At 59.3% G+C, this 20,813-nt stretch carries 15 protein-coding genes; 9 read left to right on the forward strand and 6 right to left on the reverse strand.

Annotated features, from left to right (window positions below; genetic code table 11):
• Nucleotides 1-458, reverse strand: a 458-nt coding sequence (locus tag PPP56_RS13615; RefSeq protein WP_353564599.1) for a Rho termination factor N-terminal domain-containing protein, incomplete at its 3' end; no start/stop codon positions are given.
• Between the two features lie 871 nt (nucleotides 459-1,329).
• Between PPP56_RS13615 and recJ the strand changes: the two genes are divergently transcribed.
• Nucleotides 1,330-3,147, forward strand: a complete 1,818-nt coding sequence (recJ, locus tag PPP56_RS13620; RefSeq protein WP_353564600.1) for a single-stranded-DNA-specific exonuclease RecJ — start codon at nucleotides 1,330-1,332, stop codon at nucleotides 3,145-3,147.
• A gap of 31 nt (nucleotides 3,148-3,178) precedes the next feature.
• Here recJ and PPP56_RS13625 read toward each other — a convergent pair whose 3' ends face one another.
• Nucleotides 3,179-4,246: a YjbQ family protein gene (locus tag PPP56_RS13625; protein ID WP_353564601.1), complete on the reverse strand. Its 1,068-nt coding sequence runs from the start codon at nucleotides 4,244-4,246 to the stop codon at nucleotides 3,179-3,181.
• Nucleotides 4,247-4,386: 140 nt separating this feature from the next.
• Nucleotides 4,387-5,889: an exodeoxyribonuclease VII large subunit gene (xseA, locus tag PPP56_RS13630; RefSeq protein ID WP_353564602.1), complete on the reverse strand. Its 1,503-nt coding sequence runs from the start codon at nucleotides 5,887-5,889 to the stop codon at nucleotides 4,387-4,389.
• A 133-nt stretch (nucleotides 5,890-6,022) separates the two neighbouring features.
• Between xseA and PPP56_RS13635 the strand changes: the two genes are divergently transcribed.
• Together PPP56_RS13635 and PPP56_RS13640 are read left to right on the forward strand one after the other, a co-directional pair.
• Nucleotides 6,023-6,523, forward strand: a complete 501-nt coding sequence (locus PPP56_RS13635; protein WP_353564603.1) for a low molecular weight protein-tyrosine-phosphatase — start codon at nucleotides 6,023-6,025, stop codon at nucleotides 6,521-6,523.
• A complete protein-coding gene (locus PPP56_RS13640; RefSeq protein ID WP_353564604.1) occupies nucleotides 6,520-7,428 on the forward strand; it encodes a fructosamine kinase family protein in 909 nt (302 codons plus the stop codon). The genes PPP56_RS13635 and PPP56_RS13640 overlap by 4 nt, the downstream gene beginning before the upstream one ends.
• 10 nt (nucleotides 7,429-7,438) lie before the next feature.
• Here the strand turns inward: PPP56_RS13640 and PPP56_RS13645 are convergent, their stop codons facing one another.
• Nucleotides 7,439-9,298 (reverse strand): sensor histidine kinase, encoded by a 1,860-nt coding sequence (locus tag PPP56_RS13645; protein ID WP_353564605.1) that lies wholly within the window; start codon nucleotides 9,296-9,298, stop codon nucleotides 7,439-7,441.
• 263 nt (nucleotides 9,299-9,561) lie between these two features.
• Nucleotides 9,562-9,867: a DUF493 family protein gene (locus PPP56_RS13650; RefSeq protein WP_353564606.1), complete on the reverse strand. Its 306-nt coding sequence runs from the start codon at nucleotides 9,865-9,867 to the stop codon at nucleotides 9,562-9,564.
• 249 nt (nucleotides 9,868-10,116) lie between these two features.
• On the opposite strand from PPP56_RS13650, the gene PPP56_RS13655 reads away from it, so the two are divergent.
• The 3 genes from PPP56_RS13655 (at nucleotide 10,117) to PPP56_RS13665 (ending at nucleotide 15,415) form a co-directional block, all read left to right on the forward strand.
• Nucleotides 10,117-11,670, forward strand: coding sequence for a M16 family metallopeptidase (locus PPP56_RS13655; protein ID WP_353564607.1), 1,554 nt, complete (start codon nucleotides 10,117-10,119; stop codon nucleotides 11,668-11,670).
• A gap of 64 nt (nucleotides 11,671-11,734) precedes the next feature.
• The gene (locus PPP56_RS13660) at nucleotides 11,735-13,924 is read left to right on the forward strand and encodes an insulinase family protein (RefSeq protein WP_353564608.1); all 2,190 of its coding nucleotides are present in this window, start codon (nucleotides 11,735-11,737) and stop codon (nucleotides 13,922-13,924) included.
• A gap of 558 nt (nucleotides 13,925-14,482) precedes the next feature.
• Complete coding sequence (locus tag PPP56_RS13665; RefSeq protein ID WP_353564609.1) at nucleotides 14,483-15,415, forward strand: hydroxymethylglutaryl-CoA lyase; 933 nt, start codon at nucleotides 14,483-14,485, stop codon at nucleotides 15,413-15,415.
• Nucleotides 15,416-15,628: 213 nt separating this feature from the next.
• On the opposite strand, the gene PPP56_RS13670 is transcribed toward PPP56_RS13665, so the two are convergent.
• Nucleotides 15,629-16,531, reverse strand: coding sequence for an MBL fold metallo-hydrolase (locus tag PPP56_RS13670; protein ID WP_353564610.1), 903 nt, complete (start codon nucleotides 16,529-16,531; stop codon nucleotides 15,629-15,631).
• A 156-nt stretch (nucleotides 16,532-16,687) separates the two neighbouring features.
• Here PPP56_RS13670 and PPP56_RS13675 point away from each other — a divergent pair, with 156 nt between their 5' ends.
• The 3 genes from PPP56_RS13675 to PPP56_RS13685 all read left to right on the forward strand — a co-directional run bounded on the left by PPP56_RS13675 (nucleotide 16,688) and on the right by PPP56_RS13685 (nucleotide 20,672).
• Nucleotides 16,688-17,368, forward strand: a complete 681-nt coding sequence (locus tag PPP56_RS13675; RefSeq protein WP_353564611.1) for a SatD family protein — start codon at nucleotides 16,688-16,690, stop codon at nucleotides 17,366-17,368.
• Nucleotides 17,369-17,373: 5 nt separating this feature from the next.
• Nucleotides 17,374-17,739, forward strand: a complete 366-nt coding sequence (locus PPP56_RS13680) for a hypothetical protein (protein ID WP_353564612.1) — start codon at nucleotides 17,374-17,376, stop codon at nucleotides 17,737-17,739.
• A gap of 119 nt (nucleotides 17,740-17,858) precedes the next feature.
• Nucleotides 17,859-20,672 carry an alpha/beta hydrolase family protein gene (locus PPP56_RS13685; RefSeq protein ID WP_353564613.1) on the forward strand — a complete coding sequence of 938 codons (2,814 nt, stop codon included), beginning with the start codon at nucleotides 17,859-17,861 and terminating at the stop codon, nucleotides 20,670-20,672.
• Nucleotides 20,673-20,813 lie beyond the last annotated feature (141 nt).

Here is a 20,813-nt window from a genome sequence, read left to right on the forward strand (position 1 = left end):
GAGCGGCGAGCCCGGCGTCCGCGAGAGCGCGAAGAAGAGGACGACGATGAACGCGAACGGTCGGAGGAAGAGCGGCTGCTTCCGCCCGATCGACTTCCGCCGGAGCGGCCGCTGCCCGATCGGCTCCTGCCAGAGCGGCTCCCCGAACGTCGGGACGTGCGGCCTTTGGCGGATGAATCGGCGCTTGAGGAGTCGTCTTGCGAAGCCTCCTTCTGCTCAGTCGATTCCTGATCTGTTGGGGCTTCCGGCGAATCATCGTCAGATGTGCTCGAAGCCCCGTTCTTAGACTCTTCGTCGAGGTTGTCGAGGTCTGGCGTTTCTACACCCTCGGCTTGAGCCTCCAGGATGCGGTAGATGAGGTCTTGCTTTCGAAGCTTCGAGTAACCACTGAGGTTCATCTCGCGCGCCATCGCACGCAACTCGTCAAGCTTCTTCTCTTGTAAGGTAGAAATCTTCATGGGTGTGATCGTAAATGATCGTCAATCTTGGAAGCGAAATGGGATGTCCACTGTAGCGGAATAGAGCCGCTTATGCTATTGCACGATTGCTATTGCACGATCCGTCTTGCAACGGGCATCAACGTGGCCTGTTGTGGGTGGGGGGATCAGTGTGGAGCCAGGCGTTCAGGTAAGATGCCGGCAGGGCCGGATCAATGAGGAACGCCGCTTGAATCGATCTGCACAGGTAAGCCGAGCGGTTCGAACAGATGCAAAGATGTATTTGAACTGATACACGGGTTGGCTGTCACACGCAAACATGAACACGCATTATGGTTAAGACCGGATGATACGACCGGGGCACGCCAGCTGGCAATCGCCATGCAGCATTGCCCTTTGTCATCAAAGGAGCCTTGGAGAGCGAACTGCAGACCACAGAGGCCTATGAGGCCTATGGCGAAGTCACAGGAAGTACAATCACAGGGACATTGTGAGACACGGTGGGGGAGGAAAGAGTAGCTGCCTAACATTTAACATACAACGTATAACTGTTAGCAGCAAGTTTGCCTCACTTCATCCCTCCTACGTTGCCGCATAATGAGATGTCCTGCAAAAATCGATACAGACTCGCTGTCTGCGTAAATTATGAGTGAAGCAATTCGGGTTGGTCTTTCAGAAAAAGCATATATCAGTGAGCCTTCTAATTATGTTCATGCATTAGTATGTTAAAGATCCCATTTTGTTGAGCTGCGCGTACCGACTGTGCAGTCCGTTACGCCTCTGTGGGGCATGTGCTGCGCAACTCAGAGCATGCAACTCGGTGCATGACGTGCATTGAAAGGTGCGCCACATCTTCTGCCGCTGTCATTATTTTTGACCTGCTCTTTTTTCTATGACGTATCGATGGATCCTGCGCACGCTTGAGGACCCCGGTGTGGTTCCTCGTCTGCAGCCTCGCCTGAATGACCTTCCGGCAGCGCTTACACGCGCCCTTGCGCTTCGCAATGTAGATTCGTTTGAGTCGGCCCGCGATTTTTTCCGGGCCTCGCGTACCGACCTGCACGACCCGCTTGAGATGGCCGATATGCCGCGCGCCGCGGAGCGGGTCGCTCAGGCAATCGCCAATGAAGAATCTGTGCTGGTCTATGGTGACTACGACGTCGACGGGGCGACCGCAACAACAATCTGCACCGATTTTCTGCGCAAAGAAGGCGTGCCCGCATCCTTCTTCATCCCCGACCGCTACCGCGACGGGTATGGACTCTGCAAGCGTGGAATCGATACCGCGGTTGAGCGGGGGGCGTCACTGATCATCGCACTGGATTGCGGGATCACGGCGCACGAAGAGGCTGAGTACGCACGAGAGCAGGGGCTTGACCTTATCATCTGCGACCACCACACGCCCAAGGCGACCCTGCCCGACGCGTATGCTGTTCTCGATCCGAAGCGCGATGACTGCCCGTATCCCTTCAAAGAGCTGCCCGGAGCCGGCGTAGGATTTAAGCTGCTCCAGGCTACGCAGCGCGTCCGAAATGCCTCTGAAGATGCGGTGTTTGCATATCTCGACCTGCTGGGCATCGCGATTGCCAGCGATATCGTGCCCATGTACGGCGAAAACCGGGTGTTTATGCAGGAGGGGCTCAGCGCGCTGCGCACAACAGAGCGTATCGGGCTGCAGGCCCTGGCGGATGCGGCTGAGCTTGATCTTTCAACGGTGAAGACGACAGGCACCATCGTGTTTACGATTGGCCCACGCATCAACGCGGCCGGACGCATGGCCCATGCACACAAAGCGGTAGACCTCCTCCTGGAGGCCGACCCGGCCGCCGCACGCGACCGGGCCGCAGAGCTCGAAACGCTCAACAAAGAACGCCGCAACCTCGACAAGCGGATCCTCAATGAGGCGACAAAGCAGGCGGAGCGTCACATCACGGCCCGCACCTCGCACGCGCTCGTGCTCTACGACCCGGATTGGCATCTCGGAGTTATTGGTATCGTGGCAAGCCGGATCGTCGAGCAGTTCTACAAGCCAACCATTATGCTCACGCGCAACGGCGATTCCGTAAAGGGGTCGGCTCGCTCTATCAGCGGGGTGAACATCTACAATGCGCTTACAGACTGCGAGGACGTGCTTACGCAGTTCGGGGGCCACGACTACGCGGCCGGGATGTCGCTGCCTGAAAAGAATGTGTCGACGCTGCGTACCCGCTTCAACGAAGCCATCGCCGAGCGCATCACGCCAGAGCTTCTTACCCCAACGATTAAGGTGGATGCGCACGTAGATCTGGCAACCATCGGGGGAGCGCAGGACCGGTTCTGGGCGGTGCTTCAGCAGTTTGGACCATTCGGCCCGTCGAACCCGCGTCCGGTCTTTCACATTGGTCCCTGCCGCGTAGACGGTTCGCCGCGTACGGTCGGAAGCGATGGGGCTCACCTCAAGTTCGCCGTAGCCCCCGCCAATGAGTCCAACGGCCCGTCGCTCGACGTGATTGGCTTTGGGGATGGCGATAAGCTCTCGTTGCTTCGCGAAAGCCAGCGCACCGATACCCCGATTGAGCTGGTGGCTACGGTAGACGAGAACACCTGGCGTGGCAACACTACGCTACAGCTCAAGCTGCGGGATGTGCGACTGTTCAACCCGGAGCGTACGCTTGGCGAGCAGGCATCGCATACAGCCGCCAAACCGGCCAAAGACGCGTCTGATGCGTAGGCAATGCGTGGTGGGTCCGTTGCCCTGCGGCTCAAACGCACCGGTAGATGCTCGCCCGCACCTGCACCGTAGCCGGGGCCGACGCGCTTCGGAGCAAGATCGGGCTCTGGTAGCGCCCCTGAACGATGCGACCCTGCTGGTTCTGTTCGTCTGGAACGACCATGAGATCAACATAGTCGCGTAGGTCCAGAAGAGCATGATTGGAATCGCCTCTTGAATTCGAATCGACTCCCGAAGCGGTTGCAGGACGGGGGGGGCGGCCAGAGGCAAAAGGCTGCTTAATCGGAGCGCTCGTGTGACGGTTGCCTCCTGAAGCACCTTGGTTCTCATGAGAATTACTGTGAGAATTACTGTACACGGTTGCACTTTTGCGCTGGAAGCAGCGTGGCGACTGCAGCGCACGTTCCAGATCCTGCTCCATGAGAAGCGGTTCGTACTCGTTTACAGTGAGCGCGGCACCCGTCGTGGAGCTGACCTGCAGTCGAATGCGCCCGTACTGCACCTCGTGTCGGGCCAGGTGCGCGTAGAGCGTGTCGAACAGTCCGAAACGTGGGTCGCGAAGGCCCACAGACGTAGCACGCTGTGAAGGCACAGATATGCTCGCGCTGGATACCTGTTGCTCGGTGGTAAACCCCAGCGCCGTGACGCGGCGCAGGCGCTGGCGGCCGGTATCCTGGTTCACCCCGTCGAGATCGAGCAGGTACACCGGACGGTCGGGGGCAGCGGGGTACGACGCGCACGGCGTGAGCCCGGCCCCGATATAGACAAGGTGGGCATCGGCATTGCGCGGCTCGCATTCGCGCTGCTGGGGACTCAACTCACGGCGCCGATCCATCTCATCATGTTTGTAGTCGGCTCCAAAAGGAAACAGCGTCCGAAACGGTTCCACGTGGTCTCGAACAGCGCGTTGGTCTGGAAACGGGTTTTCAGGAAGTGGCTCCACGAATCCAGCCGTAGTATGATGTGCAAAATAGAGCACCTGCGCATGCGTCTGCAGCAGGTCGGCTCCGGATTGCTGCAGCGAAGCATTCACATCCATAGCCTGCACACGCTGTTGGGGATGCAGCGACACAGGCACGACGCGGGGCGGAGCAGGCATGGCGGCAGAACAGACGGGAAACAGACGGAAAAAATAGGAGGCAAGCTATAAGACAGCTGCATTTATGCGTGTCGTGCGCTTCCGTTCGTGCCTGTACAGAGGCAGCGGGAGGTCGAACGCAGGTGTCATTAACAGAGATATCAGCCTGCCGCAGAGGGATCGGCATCCGGGGCGCTACGGTGCGGCAGCTCCTGTGGAGACGCTTCCTGTGATGGCGTTTCCTGAGTCGGCGCGTCGGGTACAAGCCGGGCCTGGCGCATGCCATCCTGAAACCGAAGTACAACAGGCTGGTCGTCGTTCAGGTCGGACGCCGACGTTACCGGCGTGCCGTTTTGTGTGACAAGGGCAAAGCCCTGCTGCATGGGGCGGCGCGGGTTAGCGCTTTGCAGACGCTGCTGGGCCGTTTCTGCTCGTGTACGTAGCCGGTCGACGCGCGCTGCCATGCTGCGCGTGAGGCGTTCTATCACATGGTCGAGGTGCTGGCGATGCTGGTCGAGCTGGTAGCGGGGCGTGTGCAAGGCACGGGCATTACGCAGCCGTTCGACTGTACGCCGGTGGCGCCTGAGGCGCTCTGCAAGCGGACTGCGCAGCCGGTCGTGCAGCGTGCGGATTCGGCTGCGTAGTGCTTGCTGGTCAGGCACGGCGATCTCGGCAGCCATCGACGGCGTAGCGGCCTGGCGATCGGCAACGAAGTCTGTAATAGACGTATCTGTTTCGTGGCCCACAGCGCTAATAGTAGGAATCGTACAGGCAGCGAGCTGCCGCGCTACCTGTTCATCGTTAAACGCCCAGAGGTCCTCAGCAGACCCGCCGCCACGCCCCACGATGAGTACATCGGGGCGCTGCGGGTGGGCGGCAGGCAGCGCGCTAAAGGCACCGATCGCATCCGCAATAGCCTGAGGGGCGTCGATCCCTTGCACGGGTACCGGACGCAATACGACATCGGCCAGAGGGTAGCGCCGGGCAAGTACGGTCCGGATGTCCTCAATAGCAGCTCCGTCGCCCGAAGTAATAACACCTACCCGCGAAGGAAACGCCGGTAACGGACGCTTGCGGTCTGCCGCAAACAGTCCTTCCGCTTTCAGCGTGCGCTTGAGCCGCTCATAGGCTGCTTGCTGCGCCCCATGCCCGGCCTGGCGCATCGACGTAGCCATGAGCTGCAGCTGTCCACGAGCTGGATAGACCGTTGCCTCCCCCGTACACCGCACCTGCTGGCCATCCTCTGGCGTAAAGTAGATATGCCGGGTATGGTAGCGCCACATCACGCAGCGCAGCTGGGCGTCGTCGTCTTTGATCGTAAAGTAGCAATGCCCAGAGGCCGCCCGCTTAAAGTTCGACAACTCCCCCTCCACCGTCACATCGCCAAACGTTGACTCAACCGTATCTTTAAGAGCGTGGGTGAGCTCGGTGACGGTGTGAACGGTATCACGCTGCGGCAATACATTTGAGGAAGAGTCGGGCACCGCCGGCGCGGTAGTGCTGCCTGCCGAGTCTTCACGATCCGTCTCTCCCGACGACGCGCTCGCCGAAGAAGCCTTCTCGTGTTGGCTTGATACGTCTTGGCTTGATGCGTCTTGATTCGATGGACGCTCGCTATCCTCATCCTCAGACGAGAGTACGCTGAAAAGGTCGGGCTCAGACATGGGAGGGAAGAAGAACCAGAAGAATGGGCACATTGCCTTGCGGGTATCCGTAAAGCCCTGCATGCGCTGCGGTGTTTCCGCACCGCGTACGCGCTTCGTAGCAACCTCTTGTAGACGATGCAACAACCAGCTTATGAGCGATACCATCCGGATCCACTTCGTATGCCTTGGCAACATCTGCCGGAGTCCGCTGGCAGAAGGCGTTTTCCGCGAGAAAGTCCGCGAGGAGGGGCTTGAAGATGCGTTCGAGATTGAGTCGTCGGGCACGGGCGACTGGCATGTGGGAAGCAAGGCCGATCAGCGAATGCGCCAGACAGCCAAGCGGCACGGTCTCTCTATAGAAGACCACCGCGCTTCGCAGTTCAAAGCAAGCGATCTCGAAGCGTACGACCACATCTTTGTGATGGACAAAAGCAACCTGAACGACGTCTTGTATCTGGACGATGACACACACAGCGGCAAGGTGCGTCTATTCCGGGAGTTCGACCCTGAGCCAGGAAATTACCAGGTGCCAGACCCGTATCATGACGGGAGAGAGGGCTTCGAGCGGGTGTACAACATTGTGGACCGTACCACGGAGCAGCTGTTAAATCGCCTTATCGATGAATACAATCTATCGCCGCAGAACGCATGAGTACGCACATGCTTGCCAGCGAGCCTGCGCTTGTCCAGGCTCTATCGGATGCGATCGGGGCGGCCATCACGGCTGCCACCCCCGTGTCGGGAGGGTGCATAGCACAGGCAACCCGGTTGCAAACCGAACGTGGGGTGTTCTTCCTGAAATGGGGACGCGGGGCGGTGGCCAAAGCCTTTGCAGGAGAGGCGGCCGGGTTAGAGGCGCTTGCCAAGCCTGATACGCCGCTTCGTATCCCCAAGGTGTATAGCACACAGGAATATAGCACACAGGAAGAGACAGACACGCGCGCTGGATATCTGCTGATGGAGTGGATTGAGCCCGGTGCTCCTGATCCAACCTTCGACGCGGACCTTGGCGAGGCGCTGGCGTACCTGCATCGGCATACTGCCGACACGTACGGGTTCGAGGTCGATAACCATATCGGGAAGTTACCGCAGCAAAATCCACGAACGGGCGATTGGCCTACGTTCTTTCGTGAGCACCGCCTGCGTCCACAGGCAGAACGCGCACGAACCCAGGGCCGCTGGAAGGACCGCTGGAACGCCCCGTTCGCCACGGTTCTGGAGGGACTTGACCGCTGGCTTCCGCAGTCGCCCCGGCCGGCTCTCGTACATGGCGATCTGTGGCGTGGCAACGTAATGGCAACCCAGGCAGGTGGACCGGCGCTCGTTGACCCGGCTACGTACTACGGGCACCGCGAGGTCGACCTGGCGATGGCAGATCTCTTTGGTGGATTCGATGAGGCGTTCTACGCTGCGTACCGGTCTGTCGACCCGCTTAGAGCTGGATACAGCCGCCGGGCTTCAATTTACAACCTCTACCATCTCATCAACCATCTCAACCACTTTGGCGGAGCGTATGCGCAACAGGTAGAGCATACGATGCAAGAGATCGTTTCGTAGCTACAGCCTGCTACAGTGCCAGAGGCGTCGAAGACAAAGAGAGCTTTGCCTGGGCTTTTTTGAGAGAAGGGGCGGGCTGAACGTCGGGTTCACTGGGCAATGTGAAGTAGAACGTACTGCCTTCTTGCAGCGTGCTCTCCACCCACAACCTGCCTTCGTGGCGCTGGATCATCTCCTTACATAGATGCAACCCAAGTCCTGTCCCTATTTCACCGGCTGTTCCCGACGTGGCATGCATATCCGCACCCGAAAGGAGGTTCTCTTTTGCACGGGCGCTGAGCCCGATGCCGGTGTCAGTTACCATCACAACAATCCACTCCTCGTTGAGGGGCTCAGCCGAGACGACCGTGCGTCCGCCAGCATCGGTAAACTTAACTGCGTTTGACACCAGGTTGCGAAGCACGATAGTGATCATGCGTGGATCGATGTACGCATGAGTAGCCGGGGAGACCTTGTTGATGAGCTCAATATCTTTGTGCTGTGCGGTGCCGCCCAGCAGGGCAAAGCACTCGTCGACCAGTAGATGGATAGACGAACGGCTGGGCTCAATGGCCATCTTGTTCGTATCGAGGCGGCTCCACAGGAGCAGGTTCTCGACCATATCAAGGGCCTGCTGCGACGACTGCTGAATAAGCCGCAGCATACGCGATTCGCGGCTTCGTTCGGCACCCGTAATGCGTTCGCCAAGCACCTCGGCCAGACCACGAATGCCAACAAGTGGATTCTTAAGGTCGTGCGAGAGAATAGACATCATCCGGTTGGAGGCTGCCAGCGCGTCGCGCAGCCGCTGCTCGGATGCCTTGAGCTTACTATTGAGCGCAGCAATCTGGTCTGCTGTTGTTGTAAGCAAGGCGGTGCTCTGCTCAAGCACATGCGCTGATGAGGCCGACGGGCGGTGGGCAGATGGGGCAGGAGGGACTGCATCAGGGGGGAGATAGCCGCGGAGCCGTTTTCCGGCGGAGGCAAGCACCAGCTGCGCACGATTGCGCTCAGAAATGAGCATGCCAACTAACAGCCCGGCTGAGGCTAACACAATCAGAAACAGGTGCAGCTCTACAAGGCCCGCTGCAGAGTTGATGTAGAGCGGCATAGCCAGCGATACGCCCAATGCTGATGCCAAAACGGCAACGGAAGCAGCCGGAAGCCCATGCCGCAGCGCCATCCAGAGCACGGGGATAAAGCACACGTAGTACTGAGGGGGAGAAAGAGCTGGAAAGAAGAACGCGAGGTAGATAGCAAGCGGGACAAGCAGCCACTCAACCAGAAACGTGGACTGGTCAGTGCGCGAGGTTGGGATCCACTCGATCCACGCTGACCCGTTCTCGGCATACACAGGATGAAACGTCCACCCCAGAAGCGCCAGGGCGGGGGTTACGGTAAGCATACCGGCGCTCTCTGTGAGCGCGGACTGGGTCACGCGTTGCAGCCAGACCTCCCACGTGAGAGGCGACGCGGATGCTACGGCGATCACAGACACCGTAATTGCGGCAACGATCCACGGTGTAGCCAGGGCCCCAAAGAGAAACGTACGGGCCGTCTGTAGGGAAGCCAGCGGAGGGAAAAAATACCGCTGCATAACACGTGCAGCCGCCACGTAAATCCCCGCATAGGTAACACTTACAACAATCATCGTCCACACCGGGAGCGTTGTAAACACAAACGCGAGGCGTGCGGCTACGGCAAGTGCAATAGCCCCAAGGGCCGGGCCGGTTGGGACCAGGAGGGCCAGGGCCAGGTGCAGGCCCGCAGAAGGGCGCCATATGTACTCAGAGTATGAGGGGGCTATGGTGTAGCTCCACCCCTCAAACAGAGCAAAAAGGCTTGCATAGGCAAGTAAGTACCATGCAATACGCGCTGAGGAAAGGGGCATTCGTGATGGTTGGCGGCATGAGGCGTATGGTGGTAACCCGCGTCAGGTACAATATTGATCTACACTACCAAATATGTATGACATGTACCGGCCTTTGGTGGGCTGTAGACACAGGAGCAAAAACTAAACCATTTTTGGTATCCGCCAGCATAGCGCATTCTACAGAGAAAGCAAACCCGTAGTACGTTTACAACATGCCGCCTGGGTGGCAAGGCTACGATACGTAGATGGTTTTGTAGTAGTATGGTAAGTGGGCGCCGAGCTTAGAGCGCGATGACGCCCTCGATAGACGACGCTTCTTTGTAAACCGAAACCACCTCTGCGCTTGAGGCCACCTGTACCTGCGCCGTTACGCTCTTGTAGGTGCCCTTGCTCGAAGACCGAACCCGCACAGGATGGCCCCCAAATACAGCCTTCACGTCCTCAACGTTAGAAGCCGGCACAATAAACTTGAACGTGTAGTGGGCCGGCCACTCGTTTTGATCATCAAGAAGATTCTTAAACCGGTCCCACTCTCCCTCGCCTTCAGGGATGTCAGGGCGCAGTCCGTTGTTAGACAGTAGACTCATATATACGTGTGTGTATTTTTAGTATGCGTGTGCTGTATAGGCCGCATCCGAAGCAGCAATGAATGCGCTGCAAACAGGCGGCCTACAGGTCAGACAGCTGGTATTCCTCGCGTACTCAGTTACGGAGCGCTGTAACAATCGTTTTAAGCCAGCCGTATTTAGGCTGATATGTTGCGCGACGCACAAGCGCATGACGCACGAAATCAAGATGTTCGCATCCCGTTCTTCCAACGAACACCACTGCTTTCTATGGCTTTCCTCACTTCGCTGCGTGTTCTTCGCAGCCTATCGACCATTGTACTGGCTGCTCTTCTCTGGGCGGGATTGGCATCCCATACCGCTTCCTCGCAAGATTTGCTCCAGCAATTCGAAGACCGGGTCACGACCTTTACGCTCAGTAACGGGCTGACCTTCGTCGTCGTTGAGCGTCCTGAGGCGCCGGTCGTCTCCTTCCACACCTATGCCGATGTAGGATCGGTTGATGAGCCCGCCGGCCAGACAGGCATCGCACACATGTTTGAGCACATGGCGTTCAAAGGAACGACGCAGTTGGGCACAACCAACATCGACGAAGAGATCGCTGCCATCAACGAGAAGGAAGCCATCTACCAGCAGATCCGGCGAGAACGGGCTCGTTCAAACCCCGACGAGGAGCGCCTCGCATCCCTCCAAAACGCGTTCGATGAGGCTCAGGAGCAGGCCCATGAACATATGGATCCGGGGGCCTACGACGGCTTGCTCGAACGCGAGGGCGCAACTGGCTTGAATGCATTTACCAGCGCCGACGCAACCGGTTATCTCTACAGCCTGCCTGCCAACAAGATCGAGCTCTTCTTTGCGACTGAGTCAGAGCGGTTCCTGTATCCCGTATTGCGCGAGTTCTATACCGAGCGCGACGTTGTAATGGAAGAGCGCCGCCAGCGTACCGAGTCCAACCCGACCGGGCGCCTGCTTGAGGAGTTCGTTGCAACGGCGTTCAAGGCGCATCCCTATGGCAATCCCGTTATCGGGCACATGTCGGATCTGCAGGATCTTACCATTACGGAGGCCGAGGCCTTTTTTGAGAAATACTATCAGGCCAATAACCTGACGATCGCCATTGCTGGCGATGTCGACGTAGACGAGGTGCGCACCCTCGCAGAGCAGTACTTCAGTCGGCTTCCGGAAGGAGAGCCGCCCATGCCCGTAACGACCGTTGAGCCCGAGCAGCTGGGCGAACGGCGCGTTACGCTCATCGAACAGTCGCAGCCCATTATGCTGATCGGATATCACCGGGGCAGCATGTTTAGCGACGACGCAGCCGTCTACCGGGTGCTTCAAGACGTCCTTACACGTGGACGCACCAGCCGCCTTTATCAGTCGCTTGTTGATACAGGCGAGGCCCTGCAGGTGCAGGCCATTCCCAGCTTTCCGGGCAGCAAGTACCCCAGTCTCTTTGCGCTGGTAGGCGTGCCCAGTCAGGATACCAACCCTGAAGACCTGGAGCAGGCCATCTACGACGAACTGGAGCAGCTAATCAGCGAAGGCATTTCCGACGACGAGCTGCAGCGTGCCAAGACGCGTGCCCGCGCCGACCTGGTACAACAGCTCGAATCCAATATGGGGCTTGCGCGCCAGTTCGCACAGATGCAGGCCCTCACCGGCGACTGGCGTACGGTCTTCCAGGATATTGAAGCGGTTGAATCCGTCACCGCCGCCGATGTGCAGCGTGTGGCAGAGCGTACCTTTACGCGCAGTAACCGCACGGTAGCCATGCTCAAGCCCGCCGAGGAAGCGTCTCCCGCAGCCGAACGTACGGAATAGGCACCGCATGTTAGCCGGCTTGACTTCTGTGATCTCTCCATCCATCCATTTTGCGCATCCCTTTATGATTCGACGGACCTCTATCACGCCATTGCTTGCACTCCTGCTCATCTGGGCAGGAGCGCTGGCTACCCCTTCACTATCGCAGTACGAACCCGGAAACGTACCGACTTCGGAGTACGACGCTACGGCGCTCACCTATCCCGACCTGCGCGACTTTGACGTGCCCGACCCGGAGCGGGTCACGCTCGACAATGGCATGACCATCTTCTTGCTTGAGGATGCGGAGCTCCCTCTCGTACGAGCCACAGCCCGCATCAACACCGGAGGCGTCTACGACCCCGACGAGAAGGTCGGACTCGCTTCCATCGCCGGGCAGGTGATGCGCTCAGGGGGAACCGAGGCGCTGACGCCTGATGAGCTGAACGACCAGCTCGAAAACATCGGAGCCAGCGTCGAGACGGGCATCGGCTCTACGTCGGGGTCAGCGTTCATGTCGACACTCAGCGAGAACGTGGGTACCGTACTCCCCCTCTTCGCTGATGTATTGCGCCAGCCCCGCTTCGATCAGGAGCAGGTCGATCTGGCGAAGACCCAGCAGCGCTCGGCCATCTCGCGCCGCAACGACAATCCCCAACAGATTGCACAGCGCGAGTTCGACAAGGTGCTCTATGGGGCCGACAGCCCATACGCGCGTACAACCGAGTACTATACGGTCGATGCGATTGAGCGCGATGATCTCGTCGCGTTCCACCAGCAGCATATCCATCCCGAAAACATCATCCTGAGCGTATGGGGGAACTTCGATGCCGATGACATGCGCGCCCAGCTGGAGGCTGTATTTGCAGACTGGACGCCCGTCGAAGACGCCGTTGTGCCTACCCCGCCCGAACGCTCCGTAAACGAAGGCGCCAGCGTAAACTTCGTGCCCAAAGACGACGTGAACCAGAGCACCATCTTCATCGGGCACGGCGGCGACATCACGCGCGATCACCCCGACTACCCGGCGGTGCTGGCTATGAACGAAGTGCTCAGCGGCGGCTTCTCCGGACGCCTGTTCCAGAACGTGCGTCGTGAGCAGGGGCTCGCCTACTCGGTCTTCGGGTCGTATGGAGCCGGATACGACGCCCCCGGACGCTTCTACTCCGGGGTCTTTACCCGTAGCGAGCGTACGGTCGACGCTGCGGAAGCGGTGCTTGATCAAATCAGAGGGATGCGTACGGCGCCGCCCTCTCAGGAGGAACTCGATCAGGCGCGCGATGGCTACCTGAACTCCTTCGTGTTTAACTTCGACTCGAAGCGCCAGATTCTGTCGCGCCTCATGACCTACCACCACTACGGCTACGACGCCGACTACCTGCAGGGGCTTGTCGAGGCCATGGCCGACGTAACGCCCGACGACGTGCAGCGCGTCGCTAACGCATACCTGCGCCCCGACGATGCACACATTCTCGTGCTGGGGCGTGAGGCAGACTTCAGCCGGGCGCTTGCCGAGCTCTCGCCCGATGGCACCGTGAACGAGATCGACATCCGCATCCCCACCAGCCCACCCGCCGATGAGGTGGCCGCTACCGAGGAAGAACGCGCCGAAGGGCGTGCGCTGCTCAACGAGGTGCAAGAGGCCCTTGGGGGCGACGCGCTCGCATCTGCCGATATAATGCGCCTGGTCGTTGAAACCCGGGCGCAGCAGCAGGGCGAAGAAGTCGTGACCGAACGCCGCAGCACCCTCGCGGTAGACGGACGGATGCATCTGGAGCAGGAACTGCCGAACGGAATGACCCTCACGGTCATTGATGATGGCGACACCATGTGGCTCAGCGTTCCAATGCAGGGCACCCAGGAAGCGCCCGCACAGGTTCGCGAGCAGTTTGGCCACGAACGCTGGCGCGAACTCCCGTACCTGCTGGCCCGCCTCGATCATGACGACCTTGAAGTGCAGGCCACAGGAACTGAGACCGTCGACGGACGCGACCTGCGTACGGTCCGCATCACGCCCCCTGCAGGCGAACCGTTTACGCTCTATGTAGACGAAGCGTCTGGGCTTCCGCAGCGCATGGATTACACGACTATCGGACAGAGCGGTCCAGTAGCGCTCACCGACGTTTACGAAGACTACCAGGAGGTAGACGGCGTGATGATCGCCTTCACCGTTGTGTCGCTTCGTGATGGCGAAGAGGCTCAGCGCTCGCTCGTGCAGGAAGCGAATGTAAATCCGGAGGTGGCTGACGATCTCTTCTCAGTCGATGCTGAGTAGTCATGTTTTAGAAGCTATGTTCTACATTGGGTAGCGGTAAGGTATTAAGTGATTGACATGTGGTTTACATCATCGCAACACGATCAAACCCCCTCTGTCTTCGAGCTTCGCCGCAGGCGTGATCCTGTGGACATCTCCCCCTTGGCTAAGGGGGAGAAACCCGACACGAGCCCGTAGGGCGACTGATGGAGCGAAGCGGAATAAGGGAGAGGGGGTTCGAAGAAGAAAGAGCTGCTGCATTCGATCGCTTTATCATTTAGCGTCTATCCACTACCCTACATTGTATTATGACGTTGCATGACGGGTAGAACTACGCCAGCATGCGTACCCAAACGGCATGGCAACCTGTGCGCCGCCTTCTCAGATCGTTCTGAGGAGGCGGCGTTCTGTGTGGTGCCTGAGGGGCAAGTGCCGCCCGCCGTGCGGTTTTTAATGTCCATGCTGTAACGGATGCACCGAGCAACGTAACGCAGCAACACATACACTCGGATCTCAACCGCCGCTTTTTCGTGTACACCTCTGTCATTGTTATCCGTTCGTTACAACCCAATGAACGCCATGGCACGCCACGACCTTTCGCCGTCTGCGCTGCCCTCGCAGGTTACGCTCTGTGAGGTAGGGCCCCGCGACGGATTCCAGTTTGAGGATGAGTTTATCCCGACTGAGGAAAAAATAGCCTGTATCGAAGCCCTCGCCGACGCCGGGCTGTCGCGTATACAGGTAACCTCGTTTGTACATCCGGATTGGGTGCCGCAGATGCGTGATGCCGAGGCGGTGTGCGCTGCCCTGCCCGAGCGAGACGACGTCGTTTACAGCGGACTGGTGCTGAACATGGCGGGCTTAGAGCGGGCGCTGGATACCCGGCTAACGCACATTGACCTGTCGATCGCCACGCACGACCGCCATAGTCTCGATAATGCCAACATGACCGTCGATAAAGCGGTCGAACAAGCCGAACAGATGATCGGGGTGGCACAACATGCCGGAGCAAGCGTGCAGCTGAATTTCCAGACGGTCTTCGGCTATCAGTCGCCGGGCGATACGCCGCTGGAACAGGTGGTTGAGATGACGCGCCACTTTACAGGTCGGGGGCTCGATTCGCTCTCGCTGGCTGATTCAACAGGTATGGCCAACCCGCGCACGATCCAGGAGCGTGTAACCGCTGTGCAAGAGGTCATCGGTAGCACGCCGCTGGTGCTGCATTTGCATGATACGCGCGGTCTTGGTTTGGCGAACGTAATGGAAGCGCTTTCATGTGGTGTTCACTGGTTCGACACATCGCTGGCAGGCATGGGCGGCTGTCCCTTCATCCCGGGGGCCACGGGTAACATATCAACAGAAGACACGGTCTACCTGCTCGACCAGCTGGGTATTGAAACAGGCGTAGACGGGCGCGCCGTGGCCGAGGTGTCGCACCATCTTGAAGACCTGCTCGACAAGCAGTTCGCCGGCACCATGCATCGTCTATGGGGACGTGAGGTCATGGCATAGTCAGAGCGCACCGCTCAGCGGAGAATCTCCCTTTAAATCGCGATAGCTGCCAATCTCGGCGTGATTGATGTTAGCAGCGAACAGGTAGATCCTGGGTCAGCAGCGCTAAAGGCGCCTTGGCTGGGATGGCTGTTTTGTAGGTATCACGTGTGATCTAAGAGGTGCCTGAGTCTCCTCGTTCAGACCCCTCTAATAGTTTTCCAAAGGATGTTTTCAGGCCTCGGCACGATGCTTCTTCCAGAAGCGCTTTAGTCCGGCTGCGCCCATCCAACTCGGATTCGCCGTCTCGTAGCGCGTCCAGAGCGGACCCGATACGCCGTCTTGCTCTGCTTCCGTGCGCATCCACTCGGTAACGGCCTCTTGGATTTCGTCGTCGGTCGGGTCTGAAGCCATCAGTTCTTCGGCAAAGCGCTCGACCGAGTCGAGGCGTGCCGCCAGCCGGTCAAGATGATCGCGCGCATCAGAGAAGAGTCCGAAGTGAGTTGGGGCGATATACGAAAGGTCGCGACCGCGCAGCCGCTCGATGCTGGAGCGCCACGCCTCCAGGTCGATCTCGGGCGGGGCCAGTGGCGGAGCAATGTGCAGCGATCCCGGCAGTCGCACGCCCGCTACATCGCCGGTGAACGCGATGTCTTCCAGTAGATAGGTATGGTGGTGGTATGCATGGCCGGGGGTATCCAGCGCTTCAATAGTCAGATCGCCGACTGTAATGGTATCACCGTCATCCAGTGCGTTGAGCTGTGTTTCAGGCACCGGACGCATCTCTCCCCAGAGCGCTTCCATGTCGGTGCCATAGATGCGAGACGCACTCTTCCAGAGCGTGCTGGGGTCGGCCAGGTGCCGGGCTCCTACGGTGTGCACGTGCACGGTGGCACCCTGCTCGGCCCACCACCCGGCGGCGCCGGCATGGTCGAGGTGGATGTGCGTAACCAGCACATCGGTCACATCTGCAGGAGCCAGGCCAATCGTGTCGAGGCGGTTTGTCACGGCATCGACGACTGTTTGCGGACCCGTCTCTATGAGTAACGCCCCGCCCTCATGAGGAACGCAGAATGAGGCAATCGCCTCGGGTACGCCCTGAAAGTGCGTGTCAATTAGATGGATGTGGTCAATCATAGTCAGAGCAGATTGGAAGCGGAGGTACGTGCGCACAAGTCATTATCGATACGTTGTGTGCGTCGGATGGGTTGCGCGATGCCGCTGTACTTGCAAACAACTATAATAAGTTGTAAGGTAAGCGTACAACCACCATAAGTTGTTAGGCGAGTGCACATGCTTCATCTGTGTGCAGTACTTACCGGAGATGTGATTCAGTCTGAGGCGGGCGCAACAACCGGTCCGATTGCAGAGCACCTGCACGCTGCTCACGAGCGGGTGCAACCGGCGTATGCCGAAGCTGCCCCCCACCCTATTTCAGTATTCCGGGGCGACAGCTGGCAGCTCGTTGTCACCAATCCTGCGTATGCGCTGCACATTGCTGTTGCCTTCCGTGTAGCCGTGCGCAGGCACGCTCAGCGAGATACGCGCGTTGCTATTGCGGTCGATACGGTCGATGCGCTGGACACGACTCAGGTCACTCAAAGCACAGGGCCTGCCTTTAAGCGTTCCGGGGAGATGCTTGATACACTCGAAAAACCCTATCGAATGCGGTGTGTTGTGCCCGAGTCGGCGCCGCATGCCGTGGGACTCGCAGCTTCTGCACTGACCGACATGGCCGACCATCTGGCTACACACTGGACCGACGCACAAGCACAGGCCATTCACCTCAACCTGACTGCTCGGGCGATGAATCGAACGGTATCGCAGCGTGAGCTGGCTGAGCAATGGCACCCACAAGCCGTTTCGCAACAGGCGTTTAGCAAGCATCTACAGCACGCGCACTGGCAGCGTCTTGAGGATGCCCTGGAACGCTATCAAGCACTTCTCTCAAATACCATCCCAATATCAATATAGAGATCATGGATATCGCAATCGGCCTCGGAATCCTCGTCCTTGGTGCACTCCTCGTCATCTACGGCGGCGGGTGGTGGGTTGGCCGCATGCTTGCACGCTACGACAGCGCAATCACTGAAGAAGGACTTCCCGGCGCGGGCCGCCTCATCGGCTACGCAGAGCGAACGCTTATCCTCGTCTTTGTTCTGGTCAGCGCTCCGGCAGCCATCGGTTTTCTGGTCACTGCTAAGTCCATCTTCCGATTCGACAGTATGCAACGGGGGCGCGCTCACGCAGAGTATATCATCATCGGTACGCTACTCAGCTTTGCCTACGCGGTGGTGCTGTCTTACGGTATTCGACTGGGTTTGCAGGTGTCGGGCATGTTCTGACCGCCCCGTCGCACTTCATCACGTACGAGCGACATCCGGTACAGCGCGGTTGAGGTCGGATGCTGCATTTCGTATTCTTTTAGAGCGTCTGTTATCGTTTACAACAATCCCACGTGTTGATGCGCATCGCTATACGTCACGGAGCCTGGGGGCTCTTGCTTGCACTGTTGCTTACACTGGTCTTGGGAATGAGCAGCGGGGCCGTACACGCCCAGCAGATCCTTGACCACGACGACTACGCTATCTGGAATCAGATCCACACCCAGGCGCTTTCGCCCGACGGAGAGGCACTGCTCTATGTGCTCGGTCCCGAACACGGCGACGATACCCTGCGCGTAGCCACACACGAGGGCACCCATCAGTTGGATGTGCCGCGCAGTGCCACCGACGCGCAGTTCACCGCCGATAGCCGCTACGTGGTTACGCGCATCGTGCCGCCGCATGATCACGACGATGATGATGCGCCTGACTCGCTCGCCGTTGCGCATATCGAGTCAGGCGACGTGCAGCGCATCCCGCACCTTGACTCGTTTGCACTGCCCGACGACAACGGACGCTGGCTCGCTTATCGCCACACCGACGACATAGAAAATGGCGATGAGAACAGTGATGAGGGCAGCAACGAGAACGGCGAAAACGAGGAAGAGCGCGACGATGCAGGCACACGCCTCGTGCTGCAGGACCTCGACAACGACGACACGACCGAAATCGAGCACGTGAGCGCGTATCACTTTACCGATGCGGGCGACTGGCTGGTCTACGCCACCGCCACGCCCGACAGCACCGGCGATGGCGTGTTTGCCCTTGCCACTGAGACGGGAGCAACGACGCCGCTCCTGGAAGGCCCCGGCACCTACAGCGACCTCGCGCTCGACGACGACGGCACGCAGGTAGCCTTCCTTACAAACCGAGATGATCTCGACGCCGACGCCATCGACGCCGATGAAGAAGCCTACACCCTGTATCACGCCACGCTCGGTGAGGAAGCCACGCTCATTGCCGATCTCGATACGGATGGGATCCCCGAGGACTGGTGGGTGAGCAAGCATGGATCGCTCTCGTTCTCTGACAACGGAAACCGCCTCTTCTTTGGCACCGCTCCGCAGCCCGATCCCGATACCACCGCAACGCTCTTAGACGAACCCGTTGAGGTAGACATCTGGCACTGGCAGGATGAGCGTCCACAGAGCGTGCAACTGAACGACCGAGAGCAGGAATTGCGCCGCACCTTTCAAGCTGTGGCCCACCTGGACGATGGCAACCGCATCGTACAGCTCGCCACCGAAGACTGGCCCAATGTGAGCGTCGGCGACAATGGCAATGCCGGCCTTGCCATTGCCAACACCAACCGTCCGTACCAGAAAGAAATGTCGTGGGACTTCCCGACCTACTACGATGTCTACCTGATCGATGTAGACACGGGCGAGGAGCGGCTGGCGCAAGAGCGTGTGCAGTATCCGGCCTCGCTCTCGCCCGAAGCTGCGCATCTTACCTGGTGGGATGGCACGAACGAAACGTGGTGGGCACAGTCGGTCGAAGCAGGAAGCACGCCTATCGACCTGGGGGCTGCCATCGATGCGCCGCTTTACGATGAACAGCACGACCGGCCCATGCCACCATTTCCATATGGATCCGCAGGCTGGCTCACCGGCGACGACGCTTTCGTCATCTACGACAAGTTCGATGCGTGGGCAGTCGACCCCTCCAATCCAGCGGCACCGACCAACCTCACCGGCGGCATGGGTCGGGCCGAGGCGCTGCAGTTTCGCATCCGCCAGCTCGACCCCGATGCCGACGCGATCGACCCCGATGAGCCCCTGATGCTCCACGCTTTCAACACCGACACCAAAGCCTCGGGCTACTACCAGGGCACGGTCGATAGCAGCGCCCCCACTGAACTCATCATGGACGACCGGCGCTTCTCGTCGCTCACCCAGGCCGACGAGGCCGAGCGCCTGCTCTACCAGCGCGAAGACGTACGCGAGTTTCCGAACCTGTGGACGACCGACCTCGACTTCAGCGATCCGGTGCAGGTCAGCGATGCCAACCCGCAGCAGGCCGACTACCGCTGGAGCACCGCCGAGCCGATGTCGTGGACCTCACTCGTAGGAGAGGAGCTCGACGGCATCCTCTACAAGCCCGACGACTTCGATGCGAGCGAGACGTATCCGCTCATGGTCTACTTTTACGAGCGCAGCAGCGACAACCTGCACAACCACTGGGCGCCCGCGCCGCATCGCTCCATCATCAACCCCACCTTCTACGCCAGCCGCGGCTACGTCGTGTTTGTGCCCGACATTGTCTACGAAGAGGGCTATCCGGGCGAGAGCGCCTACAACAGCATCATGCCGGGCGTGATGATGCTTGCCGAGGAGCCCTACATCGACAAAGACCGCATGGGCTTGCAGGGACACAGCTGGGCCGGCTACCAGATCGCGTACATGCTCACCCGCACCGACCTCTTTGCCGCTGCCGAGGGCGGCGCTCCCGTGGCCAACATGACGAGCGCCTACGGCGGCATCCGGTGGGGGACCGGGCGCAGCCGCATGTTCCAGTACGAGCGCACGCAGAGCCGCATCGGCGGCACGCTCTGGGAGTATCCGAAGCGCTACTGGGAGAACTCGCCCCTCTTCTACGCCGACCGCATCGACACGCCCCTGATGATGATGCACAACGACGAAGACGGCGCGGTGCCGTTCGAACAGGGCGTAGAGCTGTTCATGGCCCTGCGTCGCCTCGGGCAGCCGGCCTGGCTCATCAACTACAACGGCGAGCCCCACTGGCCCACGCAGTACCACCTGAAAGTGGACTGGCAGATGCGCATGCAGCAGTTCTTCGACCACTACCTGATGGACGGCGACGCCCCGGCCTGGCTTGAGGAAGGCATCCCCGCCACCGAAAAAGGCCGCACGCTGGGCTACGAGGTCGAGTAGCAACGGGCCGCATTCGCACCACGAACGGGAGTCATCTGTCATGGATGGCTCCCGTTTTTTATTCAGAGGGATGTGAGGCGTGTCCGCTTTCGCGCTTGTTTTTGCGCTATGCACCATAGCCACCACACGGTGAATATTAGG

This window comes from Longimonas sp. (assembly GCF_040409695.1).
Taxonomy (GTDB): Bacteria; Bacteroidota; Rhodothermia; order Rhodothermales; family Salinibacteraceae; genus Longimonas.

Coding starts and splice junctions, on each gene's coding strand:
- recJ (WP_353564600.1), top strand. CDS start 1,330: ATGACGTATCGATGGATCCTGCGCACGCTTGAGGACCCCGGTGTGGTT.
- PPP56_RS13625 (WP_353564601.1), bottom strand. CDS start 4,246: ATGCCTGCTCCGCCCCGCGTCGTGCCTGTGTCGCTGCATCCCCAACAG.
- xseA (WP_353564602.1), bottom strand. CDS start 5,889: ATGTCTGAGCCCGACCTTTTCAGCGTACTCTCGTCTGAGGATGAGGAT.
- PPP56_RS13635 (WP_353564603.1), top strand. CDS start 6,023: ATGAGCGATACCATCCGGATCCACTTCGTATGCCTTGGCAACATCTGC.
- PPP56_RS13640 (WP_353564604.1), top strand. CDS start 6,520: ATGAGTACGCACATGCTTGCCAGCGAGCCTGCGCTTGTCCAGGCTCTA.
- PPP56_RS13645 (WP_353564605.1), bottom strand. CDS start 9,298: ATGCCCCTTTCCTCAGCGCGTATTGCATGGTACTTACTTGCCTATGCA.
- PPP56_RS13650 (WP_353564606.1), bottom strand. CDS start 9,867: ATGAGTCTACTGTCTAACAACGGACTGCGCCCTGACATCCCTGAAGGC.
- PPP56_RS13655 (WP_353564607.1), top strand. CDS start 10,117: ATGGCTTTCCTCACTTCGCTGCGTGTTCTTCGCAGCCTATCGACCATT.
- PPP56_RS13660 (WP_353564608.1), top strand. CDS start 11,735: ATGATTCGACGGACCTCTATCACGCCATTGCTTGCACTCCTGCTCATC.
- PPP56_RS13665 (WP_353564609.1), top strand. CDS start 14,483: ATGGCACGCCACGACCTTTCGCCGTCTGCGCTGCCCTCGCAGGTTACG.
- PPP56_RS13670 (WP_353564610.1), bottom strand. CDS start 16,531: ATGATTGACCACATCCATCTAATTGACACGCACTTTCAGGGCGTACCC.
- PPP56_RS13675 (WP_353564611.1), top strand. CDS start 16,688: ATGCTTCATCTGTGTGCAGTACTTACCGGAGATGTGATTCAGTCTGAG.
- PPP56_RS13680 (WP_353564612.1), top strand. CDS start 17,374: ATGGATATCGCAATCGGCCTCGGAATCCTCGTCCTTGGTGCACTCCTC.
- PPP56_RS13685 (WP_353564613.1), top strand. CDS start 17,859: ATGCGCATCGCTATACGTCACGGAGCCTGGGGGCTCTTGCTTGCACTG.